Source organism: Variovorax sp. J2L1-78 (assembly GCF_030317205.1).
GTDB lineage: Bacteria > Pseudomonadota > Gammaproteobacteria > Burkholderiales > Burkholderiaceae_C > Variovorax > Variovorax arabinosiphilus.
On record NZ_JASZYB010000001.1, the window covers coordinates 1 to 12,872 of the forward strand.

Sequence of the window (12,872 nt, forward strand, 5' to 3'; positions counted from 1 at the left end):
GGGCGAGATCAGTGCGGCGAGCCACGAGCAGACGCAGGGCATCGAGCAGATCAACCAGGCGATCACGCAGATGGACCAGGTCACGCAGCAGAACGCGGCCCTGGTGGAAGAGGCTGCGGCCGCTGCCGCCTCGCTGCAGGAGCAGGCCGGGAGTCTGGTCGAGGCCGTGAGCATCTTCCGCATCGCAGAAGGCGCCAGCGCGGTCGAGCCGCGCTTCACGCCGGTGGTGGCGAAGCCGGCCGTCCGCAGCGTCGCTCCCACCCCGCGCGCCTCGGCCGCCGGACGGACGGTCGCGCTGCAAGCCAAGAAGCCGGCACCGAAGGCCCTGCCGGCCGGCGACGACGGCGACTGGGCCGAGTTCTGAAAACCATGTCCCCATAGGCACATCCATGCACTCTTCCGCCACGCCCCCTGCGTTCGTCTCGCTGGTTCGCACCCTCAGTGTCCGCGCCACGCTCGCGATCGTCGCGGTGACGGCATTGATCCTGGGTGTGTTCTACATGCTGGCGTCGACCCAGCACCGGGAGAGCGCCGCGCAATACGCCCACGCCAAGGCGGAGGCGATCGCCAAGTCGCTCGACATCTTCGACCAGACGATGCAGCTCAACGCGGAGAACGCGTTCGGCGTGTTCCGCCGCCAGTTCACCGCGGCGTTCGTGCTGGACGACGCGGCGAAGGGTGTGTTGAGCATGGGGGGCGTGCCGATCGATGCGGCATCGACCCACGAGGTGGATCAGTTCGCCAGCAGCTTCGCCGGCGCCAATGCGACGGTGTTCGTGGCGGTCGGCGAGGACTTTCGCCGCGTCACCACCTCGGTGAAGAAGGAGAACGGCGAGCGCGCGGTCGGCACGCTGCTCGACCGCAAGAGCGCCGCCTACCCGCTGCTGCGCAGCGGCAAGCGCTTCATGGGCCGGGTCACGCTGTTCGGCCGGCCCTACATCACGGTCTACGACCCGGTGCGCGACGCGTCGGGCCAGGTGGTCGCGGTGCTGTACATCGGCCTCGATATCTCCCAGCAGCAGGCCGCCTTCGCGGAGGCCGTCAAACAGACGCGCATCTTCGACCAGGGCGGTCTCTACATTCTCGATCCGGCCGGCGAAGGCCGGCTGGTGTTTCATCCCACGGCCGCGGGCAAACCGCTCGCGGGCGTGCTCGGTGCCGGCGCGGCCGCGTGGGCGCGCCGCGTCACCGAGCCCGGTGTGCTCTGGATCGACGACGCCCCGGCCGTGCTGGCGCAGGGTGTCGACGGGCGCCGCTATGCCTCGGTGGCCCAGAGCCAGATGACCGGTTGGCGCGTCGTGGCCGAAGTGCCGGCCGCCGAGGTCCTGGACCCGCTGTACCGGCAGATGGCCGGCCTCGGCGCCTTCATCGCTGTGGCCGCGGCGCTGCTCGGCGTGGCGCTCGTGGTGTACATCCGCCGCACCGTGCGGCCGTTGACGGTTCTGAGCCAGCATGTTCAACGCATCGGCGACGGTGACCTGTCGCAGCCCCTCACCTCGCCGCGGCGCGACGAGATCGGCGCCATCACACGCGCCGTCGAAACCATGCGCGATGCGCTGGTGCGGGTGGTGAGCCAGGTGCGCCAGGGCACGGACACGATCGCCACGGCCTCGAGCCAGATCGCCTCGGGCAACCAGGACCTGTCCTCGCGCACCGAAGAGCAGGCCAGCTCGCTGGAGCAGACGGCGGCCTCGATGGAAGAACTGACATCGACGGTCAAGCAGAACGCGGACAACGCCCGCCAGGCCAACCAGCTCGCCTCGTCGGCCTCGGAAGTCGCCGTGCGCGGTGGCAGCGTCGTCGGCCTGGTGGTCGACACGATGAGCGCGATCAATGCATCGAGCAAGAAGATCGTCGACATCATTTCCGTCATCGACGGCATCGCCTTCCAGACCAACATCCTGGCGCTGAACGCGGCGGTGGAAGCGGCTCGCGCCGGCGAGCAGGGCCGCGGCTTTGCGGTGGTGGCCTCCGAAGTGCGCAGCCTGGCGCAACGCTCGGCCGCCGCGGCCAAGGAAATCAAGGTGCTCATCGACGATTCGGTGGGCAAGGTGGGGACCGGCAGCCAGCAGGTGGCCGAAGCCGGTCGCACCATGGACGAGATCGTCGCCAGCGTGAAGCGGGTGACCGACATCATGGGCGAGATCTCGTCGGCCAGCCAGGAGCAGACCTCGGGCATCGAGCAGGTCAACCAGGCCATCGCGCAGATGGACCAGGTGACGCAGCAGAACGCGGCGCTGGTGGAGGAGGCCGCCGCGGCCGCCTCGTCGCTGCAGGAGCAGGCCGGCCACCTGGTGCAGGCCGTCGGGGTGTTCCGCGTGGGCGAAGAACGCTGAGAACACCGCCCAAACGGGGAGAAGAGGGGTGAAAGCCTCGCTGTTTGGCCCATCGAACCCTCTTCAGATTCGGGCGGCCCTGCCGATAAACAGTCAACGGCATCGCACGGTGCCCTTCACATCTCTACCAAACAGGTATCCAAGCATATGGCCGGCAACATGTTCCTGACGGGCCTCAGTGGCCTCAACGTAGCGCGCAGCTCGTTGGTCACCACCGCCCACAACACCGCCAACGTCTACACGGCAGGCTACAGCCGCCAGGTGGCGCAGATCTCGACCAACGGCGCGATCGCCACGGGCTCCGGCTTCGTCGGCATGGGCGCGCTGGTGACCACGACCAGCCGCAGCTATGACAGCTACCTGACGGCGCAGCTCAACACCGCGCAGTCGGTGGCAGCGGGCCTGACCAGCTACGGCACCCAGATCGACCGCATCGACTCGCTGCTGGCCGACAAGACCTCCGGCATCAGCCCGCTCATGCAGAGTTTCTTCACGGCGACGCAGGGCGTGGCCAACACGCCGGCCGACCCGGCCGCACGCCAGCAGCTCATCAGTTCGGCGCAGGCGCTCGCCACCAAGTTCCGCTCGACCGACCAGTACCTCACCGACCTGAACGGCTCGGTCAACGACCAGATCAAGGGCAGCGTCGAACAGATCAACACCTACGCCACGCAGATCGCCAGCCTGAACCAGCAGATCAGCCAGCTCACCGCGACGTCCGGCGGCCAGCCGGCGAACGACCTGCTCGACCAGCGCGACCAGCTCGTCAGCCAGCTCAGCCAGATCGCCGACATCAAGGTGCTCGAGCAGGACAGCGGCAAGTACAACGTCTTCATCGCCACCGGCCAGTCGCTGGTGGTGGGCGACCGTGCGGCGACGATGATGGCCGTGCCCTCGGCGGCCGACCCGACCCGCACGGCCGTGGCGCTGGTCGGCCTGGCCGGCAACGTGATGGAACTCAGCCCCAATGCCATCACGGGCGGCTCGCTCGGTGGCCTGATGTCCTTCCGCACCGAAACGCTGATCCCCACGCAGAACGCCATCGGCCGCCTGTCGATCGCCCTGGCCGACGCCTTCAACGACCAGCACAAGCTGGGCGTCGATCTCACGGGGGCGTTGGGTCAAGACTTCTTCGCGGTGGGGTCGCCCGGCGTGCTCAGCAATGCCCGGAACACCGGGAACGCCGTCATCTCGGCCAGCGTGACCGACACCTCCGCGCTCACCACCAGCGACTACTCCGTCGAGTACAAGGACGTGGCCGGCACGCCCACCTATGTGGTGACGCGTGTCTCGGACAAGGCACCGGTCGGCAGCTTCACGACCTTCCCAGCCACCTTCGACGGCGTCACCGTCGCACTGGACAGCGGCGCGCCGACGCTCGGCGACACCTTCACGGTGCAGCCCACCCGTACCGGCGCGCGCGACATGACCGTGCAGGTGCTCGATCCGGCCAAGGTGGCCGCGGCTTCTCCCGTGGTCACCGGCAACACCGCCACCAACCAGGGTTCGGGCCTGCTGGGCAAGGCCACGATCAACGCCGGCTACCTCGCCGCGCCGCTCGCGTCGAACGTCACCATGAGCTACGACGCCGCCACCGGCACGCTGTCGGGCTTCCCGGCCACGTCGGCCGTGACCGTCACCTTGGCCGACGGCACGTCGACCGTGTACGCGGCCGGTACGCCCGTGCCCTACACCGCCGGTGCGAGCATCAGCTTCGATGGCATTTCGGTGAAGCTGACCGGCGCCCCGGCCAATGGCGACACCTTCACCATCGGCAAGAACGTCGGCGGCGTGTCGGACGGCAGCAATGCGCTGCTGCTGGCGGGCCTGCAGCGCGCGACCATCATCGGTGGCCGCACCAGCACCTTCAACGGTGCCTATGCCCAGTTGGTGAGCACGGTGGGCAACCGCGCCATGGAAGTCGGGGTCGCCGAGAAGACGCAGGTCAGCGTCGCCGCCCAGATCAAGATGAGCCAGCAGTCGGTGTCCGGCGTCAACCAGGACGAGGAAACCGCCAACCTGCTGATGTTCCAGCAGATGTACCAGGCGAACGCCAAAGTGATCCAGACCGCCTCGACGATGTTCGACGCGATCCTGGGCATCAGCAACTGAGCCCCCGCTTCTTTCGAATCCAGGAGTCATGATGCGTATCAGCACCAGCACCTTTTACGAGCGCAACCTGTCTGCCTTGAACTCGCAGCAGCAGCAACTCTTCCGGACCCAGCAGATGCTGTCGGCCGGCACCAAGTTCCTGACCGCCGGCGACGATCCGGTGGCGGCCACCCGCGTCCTCGGCGTGACGCAGACCCTGTCGGAGTCCAAGCAGTTCGCCACCAGCCGCGAACGTGCCATGCTCACCCTGTCGCACGAGGAAACGGCGCTGGACAGCGCCACGACGATCCTGCAGGACATCAAGACGCTCACCGTGCAGGCCGGCAACGGCACGCTGTCGGACGCCGACCGTGCGACGCTGGCGACCACGCTGCAGAGCAAGCTCGACCAGCTCGTCGCGGTGGGCAACACCGACGACGGCAACGGCCAGTTCCTGTTTGCGGGCTACAAGAGCGGCAGCGCGCCGTTCGCGACCAGCGCCGGTGGCGCCATCCAGTTCGTGGGTGACCAGGGCCAGCGCATGATCCAGGTCGACGTGGCACGCCAGATGTCGAGCTCGGACGACGGCCGCTCGGTGTTCCAGTCGGTCCAGGGCGGCGCCGGCTACGTGACCTCGGGTGGGGCGGCGAACACCGGCACCGGCATCTTCGGTGCGGTGAGCGTCGTGGATGCCACCGCGGCCAACTACGGCAAGGATTTCGTCGTCAGCTTCGCGGCCGGCGCCTACACCGTCACCACCAACGACACGCCGCCGGTCGTCGCGGCCACCGGCGCCTTCGTGGCCGGCACGCCGATCGCCTTCGGCGGCGTGCAGCTGAGCATCTCCGGCACGCCCGCCGACGGCGACACCTTCGCCGTCACGACGGCCAAGAACGCCGGCACCGATGTGTTCGCCAGCATCGGCCAGTTGGTGACCGCCCTGCGTACGCCGCTGGAAGGCGGCGGCGAACCGGCGCGCGCCAAGTTGCTCAATGCGCTGAGCACCGCCAACGTCAAGGTGACGAACGCACACGACAACGTCCTGACGATCCGCTCCTCGGTCGGCTCGCGCATGAACGAGATCGATGCGCTCGACGATGGTGGCGCCTCGCGCGACCTGATGGAGAAGAGCTACCTCTCGAGCATCGAGGATCTGGACCTGACCAGCGCCATCTCGGACTTCTACCAGCGCGAAACCTCGCTCAAGGCCACGCAGCTGACCTTCGCCCGCCTGTCGAACATCGCGCTGTTCAACTACATCTGACCGGCCGACCCATCGACCGGGCAAGGGCGCAGGCGGCCCGCCCGATCAGGGCCAGCCACCAGGCCGCATGCGCGCGTCTAGCCAGGCCGTCATGGCCTCGCGCGACAGGGGCCGCGCGAACAGGTAGCCCTGCCCCTTGTCGCAGTTCAGCCCCGTCAGGGCGGTGGCCTGCTCTTCCGTCTCGATCCCCTCGGCGACGGTCCGCATGTTCAGGCTGCGCGCCACGAGAATCACGGCCTCGATCAGGACGCGGTGGTGGTCGCTGCTTCCGACCTGCATGACGAACGACCGGTCGATCTTGAGCACGTCGATGGGCAGCAGATGCAAGGTCGCCAGCGACGAATAGCCGGTGCCGAAGTCATCGAGCGCGACGGTGACGCCCAGCGCCTTGAGGTCGTGCAGACTCCGCTGAACCCGATCGTCCTGCGCCGCCAGGCTTTCCGTCACTTCCACCTGCAGCGCCACGGCATCCAGGCCGCTCGAAGCCAGCGCCTGCCGGACATGGTCGGCGTGGTCGGACCCGAGCAGCTGCGCGCGCGAGACGTTCACCGACACGCTGCGCGGCGCATGGGCGCCGAACTGGCGCTTCCATGCGACGCAGGCCCGGCAGGCTTCGTTCAGGACGAATCGGCCGAGCTCCGTGATCAGGCCTGTCTCTTCCGCGATCCCGACGAACTCCAACGGTGGCACGCTGCCCAGCGACGGATGGTTCCAACGCACCAGGGCTTCCATCCCGATGCACTGCCGGCTCGCCAGCGACACGATCGGCTGGTAGGCCACCGCGAGATCCCCGCGGCCGACCGCGCCGCGCAGGTCGGTCTCGATGGTGGCGCGCCGGGCGGCGCGCAGCTTCATCGCGGGGTCGAACACGCTGTAGCCGGCGCCGCCGGCGCGTTTCGCTTCGTCCATGGCGAGGCTGGCGTCCAGCATCAGAGAGTCGGCGCTGCCCGCGTCGCGCTGCCCGAGCACCACGCCCACGCTCGCGCTCACGTGCTCGGGCTGGTGGTCGATCGCGTAGGGCTCGCCCAGCGCGTCCACCAGCTTCTTCGCCAGCTGCGCCGCCACGTCGCGGTGCGCCATCTGGCGCGCCACGACGAGGAATTCATCCGCGCCCAGGCGGGCGGCGAGCAGCCCGCGGGCCCCGAGCGCCTCGATCGCGCCGCCCGGTGCGACCAGCCGGGCCAGTCGGTCTGCCGCCAGCCGCAGCAGCAGGTCGCCCGCCGCCTGACCGCGCGTGGTGTTGATGCGGTGGAAGCGATCGAGGTCGATGAAGGCGATGGAGAAGAGGCCATCGGGCGAGGTCGCGGCGTGGGTCCGTGCCGCCTCGATGTGTTCGGCGGCGACGGCGCGGTTGGGCAGCGCGGTCAGCTCGTCGCTGCGCGACAGGTCGCGCAAGCGCTGTTGCAGGTGCTGCTCTTCGTCGTGCACCGCCTGCGTGATGTCGCTGATCGTGGCCATCCATGTCTGCGCGTCGAGCCGCACCAGCCGCAGGCCCAGGGTCGACAGCGTGCCTGGCCGGGCGCGATCGCCGATCGGGATGGGCAGCGTCCTGTCGCCCACGGTGTTGCCCGGGCTGGTGTGCGCAGTGGCCTGGGCACAGAGCCCGGGCGCGAAAGGCTCGAGCACATCGAACAGATTGGTCAGGGCGCCGGCCCGGGTCAGCGGCATGAGCAGCGACGCGGCCATCGGATTGATCATGGTGATCTCCCCGTCGAGCTCGGTCTGCAGCAACCCGATGGGCGCCTGGTACAGGAACTGGATCAGCGCGTCGTAGGCGACGCTGTCTGTGCACATCTGGCTGTGGCGCAGTTCGCGGTCGCGCTTGACCGACAGGGTCACGTCGTCCAGCACCGCCATGAATCGATCGGCGTCGAGCTTGACCAGGGTGAGCGACAGGATCTGTGCGTCTTCGCGGCCCGGCACGCCCGCACGGGTCTGGATGTGGACGGCGTCGCAGACCCTGCCGTGCAGGGGGGCGTAAGCGCGTGCCCGATAGGCCAGGTCCGGGACCACCGACGCCAGGACGGTGAAGAGGTTCGAGAGGTCCCCCTCTTTGGCCAGCGGCATCAGCAGCTGTGCACACAGCGGGTTGATCAGCACGGTGCCACCGTCGCGCGAGAGCTGCGCCAGACCGACCGGCGCCATGTAGAGAAACTGCAGCAGCGCCTCGTAGTCCTGTTCCAGGGTCGACGGCGCGCTGTCGCCGGGAATCACTGCTGCCTCTGCACGAAGAGATGGCGCAGGGGGATCGCCGGGTCGGCCAGCAGGCGCAGCTTGACCTTGACCGGTCGCATGCGCAGGGTCAGGACGTAGTCGATCGTCTCGTCGAGCGTGCCGCCGGCCTGCGCCGTGTCCTCGAAGCGCTGGGCCACCATGAAATTGTTCATGCAGGGCGCGACCACGGTGAAGAAGGCATGGCCCACCACGCGATCGAGCGAGAGCCCGGCCATCCGCGACTCATGTGCGTTGTAACGCCGAACGACACCCCCGGCATCGAACCCGATGACGCCGAATTCGAGGGCGTCGAGGTCGGCCGCAGAGGCGCGACCCAGGAAGGCTGAAACGTCGGCGGGGGCCACGTCGAAGGCGGTCAAGACGGGCTGCGTCATCGGACTGGCTTTCGAAAAAAGAGTTGCTGCTCGACCGTCACGGCGGGTCTGGGGACTTGCCGACCGTGGTCGGAAACAAAGACCGAAGTCTTATGTCGTCCGGAGGGCCCTCGTGTAGGAAGAGGCGCCATCGCTGGCGACGCCGGGGCGATGAATGTGAACGATGGTCGGCGCCGGGGGCGGGTGGCGCGGGCTTATGGCCCGCGCAGGGCCTGCGTGAAGCGCAGCACCCCTGCCGCGCTCTCCGCGAAGCGCGGCTCGAGGAAGGCGCCGAGGTTCGGGATCAGCAGCAGCAGCATCGCGATGCCCGCCAGCAGCGTGAGCGGAAAGCCCACGGCGAAGATGCTGAACTGCGGCGATGCGCGGTTGAGGATGCCCATGGCCAGGTTCAGGATGAGCAGGGCCGTCACGAGGGGCAGCGACAGCATCAGGCCGCTGGCGAACACCTGGGAGCCGCCTTGCACCAGGAACATCCATCCGCCGGCGGACCAGGGCGCGTCGCCGATGGGCAGGGTCTGGAAGCTCTCGGCCAGCACGCTCACCAGCAGTAGGTGCACGTCCAGGGCCAGGAAGAGCAGCATGGCCAGCAGGTTGAGCAGGCGCCCGACCACCATCGTGGTGCCGCCGGCCATCGGGTCGAAGAAGGATGCGAACGACAGGCCCATCTGCAGGCTGATGTATTCGCCGGCCGCCTGCACGGCCGCGAACACCAGGCGCATGACGAAGCCCATCGCACCGCCGATGAGCACCTGCTGGACGATGATCCAGATCCCCCCGGGCGAGACGATCGGCACGGCGGGCACCGGCCCGATCGCCGGGGTGAGCACCACCGCCAGGATGGCGGCGATGCCGACCTTCACCTGGCGCGGCACCGACTTTTCGCTGAAGACCGGCGCGGTGCTCATCAGCGCGAGCATGCGCACGAAGGGGTAGAAGAAGGTGGTCAGCCAGACGGTCAGCTCCGCCGAGGTGACCGAGAAGACGGCCGGCATCAAGGGCTCAGCCGACGAGCGTGGGGATGCTGCCGAACAGCTGGCGGATGTAGTCGACCATGTTGCCGAGCATCCACGGGCCGGCGATCACGAGCGTGGCGAACACCGCCAGCAGCTTCGGGATGAAGGACAGCGTGGCCTCGTTGATCTGCGTGGCCGCCTGGAAGATGCTGATCACCAGGCCGATGATGAGCGCGACCAGCAGCATCGGGGCGCCCAGCAGCAGCGCCACGTTGATGGCCTGGTTGCCCATGGTCATGATGGTTTCGGGGGTCATGGCTCGGGTTCCGTCGCGAAAGACTGGGCGGGAGGGGCTAGGTGAAGAAGCTCTGCGCCAGGGCGCCGATGAGCAGCTGCCAGCCGTCGGCCAGCACGAAGAGCATCAGCTTGAAGGGCAGGGCGATGCTGGCGGGCGGCACCATCATCATGCCCATCGACATCAGCACGCTGGCCACCACCATGTCGATGATCAGGAAGGGGATGAAGATGGTGAAGCCGATCTGGAAGGCCGTCTTGAGTTCGCTGATGACGAAGGCCGGCAGCAGGATCCGCAGCGGCACGTCTTCGGGGCCCTGCATTTCCGGTACCTTGGCCAGCTTGGCGAACAGGGCCAGGTCGTTCTCGCGCGTCTGGCGCAGCATGAAGGTCTTGAAGGGCTCGATGCCGCGGGTAAGGGCGGTCTCGACGGTGATCTTGTTCTCGGAGAAGGGCTTGTAGGCGTCGGCGTAGACCTTGTCGAAGACCGGCGACATGACGAAGAAGGTGAGGAACAGCGACAGACCGACCAGCACCTGGTTGGGTGGCGACGACTGCGTGCCGATGGCGGTGCGCAGCAGGCCCAGCACGATCAGGATGCGGGTGAAGCTGGTCATGCTCAGCATCAGCGCCGGCAGGAAGGTCAGCGAGGTCAGCATCATCAGCGTCTGGACGCTGAGCGACCAGGTCTGGCTGCCGCCCGGGCCGGGGGTGCTGGTCACGCCCGGCAGGCCCTGGGTCCAGGCGGCCAGCGGCAGCGTGGCCGCCAGCAGCGCCAGCGCGATGCGCAGGCTGCGAAGAACGGTGCGTGGGGTCATGCGGTCGGTCGGCTCTTGACGCCCAGCGATTCGCGGAACTTCTGCGCGAAGAGGTCGAGCGGGCGCTGCAGGGCGGCCGGCGTGGCCGTGCCGGCGGCGGCGTGCGCGCCGGGCTTGGCCGGCAGGGTGTGCAGTGTCTGGATCTGGCTGGCGGTGACGCCCAGGACCAGCCAGGTGCCGTCGATCTCGACCACCACCACGCGTTCGCGCTGGCCCAGGGACGAACTCGACACCACCTTCACGACGTTGCCGGTACCGAAGCGTTGCAGCCCGAAGCGGCGGGCGGCCCAGGCGCACAGGAAGATCAGGCCCAGCACCATCGCCATGCCGAAGGCCGCCTGCAGCACCCCACCGGCACCGACCGCCACGGGGGCGGCTTCGGCCACCGGTGCGGGCACGGTCGGCAGCGACGCGTGCGCGCCCGCGGCGGCCAGCCAGCCGCACACGAGGGCGGTGTGCGAGCGCCAGCGCAGCAGGTTCATGAACGTGCGAGCTTCTGCATGCGTTCCGACGGCGTGATGATGTCCGTCAGGCGAATGCCGTACTTGTCGTTCACCACCACCACTTCGCCCTGGGCGATAAGGTAGCCGTTGATCAGCACGTCCAGCGGCTGGCCGGCCAGGCCGTCGAGCTCGACCACCGAGCCCTGCGACAGCTGCAGCAGGCTCTTGATGGTGATGCGGGTACGGCCGATCTCGGCGGTCAGTTGCACCGGCACGTCGAGCACGCGGGCCAGGTCGAGCCCGGCGACGCCGCTGGCCGCCGTCGGCGCGTCCATCGGCTGGAAGACCTGCGCGGTGGCGGGCGTTGCAGCAGGTGCCGGTGCCGGCGTGGGGGCCGGGGCAGGCGCCGGTGTGGCGGCGGTCTGTTCGGCCATCGCAGCCGCCCAGTCGTCCATGTCGTCGGAAGCAGGGGTGTTGTCAGTCATGGTCGCTCTTCGGGTCGGTGTCTTGGTGGGTGATCATGTGCTGCACGCGCAGCGCGTAACGGTCGTTCGAGGTGCCGAAGGTGCAGTCCATCACCGGGATGCCGTCGACATTGGCGGTGACGGTGGTGGGGAGCTCGATCGGCAGCACGTCGCCGACTTCCAGCGCGAGCACCTTGCCGATGGTGGAGGTCATCTGCACGAAGTTGGCGACGAGCTCGACGTCGGCCGACTGCATCTGGCGCGACATCTGCGTCACCCAGCGCTTGTCGACCTCGACCTCGTCCTGGATCGGGTTGGACAGCTGGTTGCGGATCGGCTCGATCATCGAGTAGGGGATGCACACGTGCAGGAAGCCGCCCACCGGGCCGAACTCGATCTGCAGCGTGGTGTTCACCACCACCTCGTTGGCCGCCACGATGTTGGCCAGCTTGCCGTGCATCTCGGCGCGCACGTAGTCGAAGTCCAGCGGGAAGACCGGCTTCCAGGCGTCGCCATAGCATTGCAGCGACAGGTCGAGCAGGCGCTTGATGATGCGTTGCTCGGTGCGCGTGAAATCGCGGCCTTCCACGCGGACGTGGTAGCGGCCGTCGCTGCCGAACAGGTTGTCGACCACCAGAAACACCAGCTTCGGGTCGAACACGAACAGTGCGGTGCCGCGCAGCGGCTTCATGTGCAGCATGTTGATGTTCGCCGGCACCGGCAGGTGGCGCACGAACTCGCCGTACTGCTGGATCTGGATCGGCCCGACCGAGATGTCCGGGCTGCGCCGCATGAAGTTCAGCAGGGCGCCGCGCAGGCCGCGTGCGAAGCGCTCGTTGATGACCTCCAGCGTGTGCATGCGGCTGCGCACGACACGGTCGGGCGCACCCAGGTCGTAGGCGGGCAGGCCGGTTTGCGCAGGCGCGCTGGTCGTGGCGGTCTGGTCGACCGTGCCGCCGGTGACGCCCCGCAGCAGGTCATCGACCTCGTCCTGCGAGAGGACTTGTTCATAGGCCATGGGTCGGTTGCCTGAAAGTGGTCACTGCACCACGAAGGTGTTGAAGGAGATGCTCGAGACGCCCTGCGGCGGGAGGTCGGCCGACAGCGGCGCGTTGATCGCCGTGCGGATTTCCTCGGCGAGCTTGGACTTGTCTTCGGTCGTCACCAGCGATTCGGGCTGGCGGTTCGACAGCAGCATCAGCACACGGCTGCGCAGCTCGGGCATGAATTCGACCACCTGTGCCTTGGCCTTCTCGTCCTTCACCTTGAGGGCGATGCCCACGTGCAGGAAGCGGGCGCGGCCTTCGGACTGCAGGTTGACGGTGAAGGGTTCGAGCGCGACGAAGATCGGCTTCTCGGCGACCTTGGCGGCCGGTTCCGCTTCGGCCTTTTTGCCGGCGGCGAGATAGAAGTAGCCGCCACCGGCGAGTGCGCAGAGGGTGACCGCGCTCAGGACGATGATCAACAGTTTCGGCGAACGCGAAGACGGTGCGGCAGAGACGGGTGCGGTGCTGGTGGCCATGGGTGGAGCTGGTTGCGGTATGGGTCTTATTCTTGGCGAACTCGTCGCGGGCGCAACGGGGGATCAAGCGGGCAAAAG

12 protein-coding genes and 1 pseudogene are annotated in these 12,872 nt (G+C 68.1%); 4 read left to right on the top strand and 9 right to left on the bottom strand.

The features are described from left to right. The 4 genes and pseudogenes from QTH86_RS00005 to flgL all read left to right on the top strand — a co-directional run. Positions 1-364, top strand: a pseudogene (locus QTH86_RS00005) (methyl-accepting chemotaxis protein); the annotation flags it as partial. 25 nt (positions 365-389) lie between these two features. Next, a complete protein-coding gene (locus tag QTH86_RS00010; RefSeq protein ID WP_286646705.1) occupies positions 390-2,336 on the top strand; it encodes a methyl-accepting chemotaxis protein in 1,947 nt (648 codons plus the stop codon). Between the two features lie 147 nt (positions 2,337-2,483). Next, the gene (gene flgK, locus QTH86_RS00015) at positions 2,484-4,448 is read left to right on the top strand and encodes a flagellar hook-associated protein FlgK (RefSeq protein ID WP_286646704.1); all 1,965 of its coding nucleotides are present in this window, start codon (positions 2,484-2,486) and stop codon (positions 4,446-4,448) included. A gap of 31 nt (positions 4,449-4,479) precedes the next feature. After that, positions 4,480-5,691, top strand: coding sequence for a flagellar hook-associated protein FlgL (gene flgL / locus QTH86_RS00020; RefSeq protein ID WP_286646703.1), 1,212 nt, complete (start codon positions 4,480-4,482; stop codon positions 5,689-5,691). A 45-nt stretch (positions 5,692-5,736) separates the two neighbouring features. Here the strand turns inward: flgL and QTH86_RS00025 are convergent, their stop codons facing one another. The 9 genes from QTH86_RS00025 to fliL form a co-directional block, all read right to left on the bottom strand. Continuing rightward, positions 5,737-7,905, bottom strand: coding sequence for a putative bifunctional diguanylate cyclase/phosphodiesterase (locus QTH86_RS00025; RefSeq protein ID WP_286646702.1), 2,169 nt, complete (start codon positions 7,903-7,905; stop codon positions 5,737-5,739). Continuing rightward, a complete protein-coding gene (locus QTH86_RS00030; RefSeq protein WP_286646701.1) occupies positions 7,902-8,300 on the bottom strand; it encodes a phosphonate transporter in 399 nt (132 codons plus the stop codon). Before QTH86_RS00030 ends, QTH86_RS00025 begins: the two co-directional genes overlap by 4 nt. A 194-nt stretch (positions 8,301-8,494) precedes the next feature. Next, a complete protein-coding gene (gene fliR, locus QTH86_RS00035; RefSeq protein ID WP_286646700.1) occupies positions 8,495-9,292 on the bottom strand; it encodes a flagellar biosynthetic protein FliR in 798 nt (265 codons plus the stop codon). A gap of 7 nt (positions 9,293-9,299) precedes the next feature. Continuing rightward, on the bottom strand, positions 9,300-9,569 hold the full coding sequence (gene fliQ / locus QTH86_RS00040; protein WP_286646699.1) for a flagellar biosynthesis protein FliQ: 270 nt from the start codon (positions 9,567-9,569) through the stop codon (positions 9,300-9,302). A gap of 37 nt (positions 9,570-9,606) precedes the next feature. Beyond that, positions 9,607-10,365, bottom strand: a complete 759-nt coding sequence (gene fliP, locus QTH86_RS00045) for a flagellar type III secretion system pore protein FliP (protein ID WP_286646698.1) — start codon at positions 10,363-10,365, stop codon at positions 9,607-9,609. Further along, entirely contained in the window at positions 10,362-10,847 is a 486-nt protein-coding gene (fliO, locus tag QTH86_RS00050; RefSeq protein WP_286646697.1) for a flagellar biosynthetic protein FliO, read from the bottom strand. Before fliO ends, fliP begins: the two co-directional genes overlap by 4 nt. Continuing rightward, on the bottom strand, positions 10,844-11,293 hold the full coding sequence (fliN, locus tag QTH86_RS00055; protein ID WP_286646696.1) for a flagellar motor switch protein FliN: 450 nt from the start codon (positions 11,291-11,293) through the stop codon (positions 10,844-10,846). Before fliN ends, fliO begins: the two co-directional genes overlap by 4 nt. Further along, complete coding sequence (fliM, locus tag QTH86_RS00060; protein WP_286646695.1) at positions 11,286-12,290, bottom strand: flagellar motor switch protein FliM; 1,005 nt, start codon at positions 12,288-12,290, stop codon at positions 11,286-11,288. Before fliM ends, fliN begins: the two co-directional genes overlap by 8 nt. Before the next feature lie 21 nt (positions 12,291-12,311). Then, positions 12,312-12,794 carry a flagellar basal body-associated protein FliL gene (gene fliL, locus QTH86_RS00065; RefSeq protein ID WP_286646694.1) on the bottom strand — a complete coding sequence of 161 codons (483 nt, stop codon included), beginning with the start codon at positions 12,792-12,794 and terminating at the stop codon, positions 12,312-12,314. Positions 12,795-12,872 lie beyond the last annotated feature (78 nt).

Coding starts and splice junctions, on each gene's coding strand:
- QTH86_RS00010 (WP_286646705.1), top strand. CDS start 390: ATGCACTCTTCCGCCACGCCCCCTGCGTTCGTCTCGCTGGTTCGCACC.
- fliO (WP_286646697.1), bottom strand. CDS start 10,847: ATGAACCTGCTGCGCTGGCGCTCGCACACCGCCCTCGTGTGCGGCTGG.
- fliN (WP_286646696.1), bottom strand. CDS start 11,293: ATGACTGACAACACCCCTGCTTCCGACGACATGGACGACTGGGCGGCT.
- flgL (WP_286646703.1), top strand. CDS start 4,480: ATGCGTATCAGCACCAGCACCTTTTACGAGCGCAACCTGTCTGCCTTG.
- fliL (WP_286646694.1), bottom strand. CDS start 12,794: ATGGCCACCAGCACCGCACCCGTCTCTGCCGCACCGTCTTCGCGTTCG.
- fliQ (WP_286646699.1), bottom strand. CDS start 9,569: ATGACCCCCGAAACCATCATGACCATGGGCAACCAGGCCATCAACGTG.
- fliM (WP_286646695.1), bottom strand. CDS start 12,290: ATGGCCTATGAACAAGTCCTCTCGCAGGACGAGGTCGATGACCTGCTG.
- fliP (WP_286646698.1), bottom strand. CDS start 10,365: ATGACCCCACGCACCGTTCTTCGCAGCCTGCGCATCGCGCTGGCGCTG.
- fliR (WP_286646700.1), bottom strand. CDS start 9,292: ATGCCGGCCGTCTTCTCGGTCACCTCGGCGGAGCTGACCGTCTGGCTG.
- QTH86_RS00030 (WP_286646701.1), bottom strand. CDS start 8,300: ATGACGCAGCCCGTCTTGACCGCCTTCGACGTGGCCCCCGCCGACGTT.
- flgK (WP_286646704.1), top strand. CDS start 2,484: ATGGCCGGCAACATGTTCCTGACGGGCCTCAGTGGCCTCAACGTAGCG.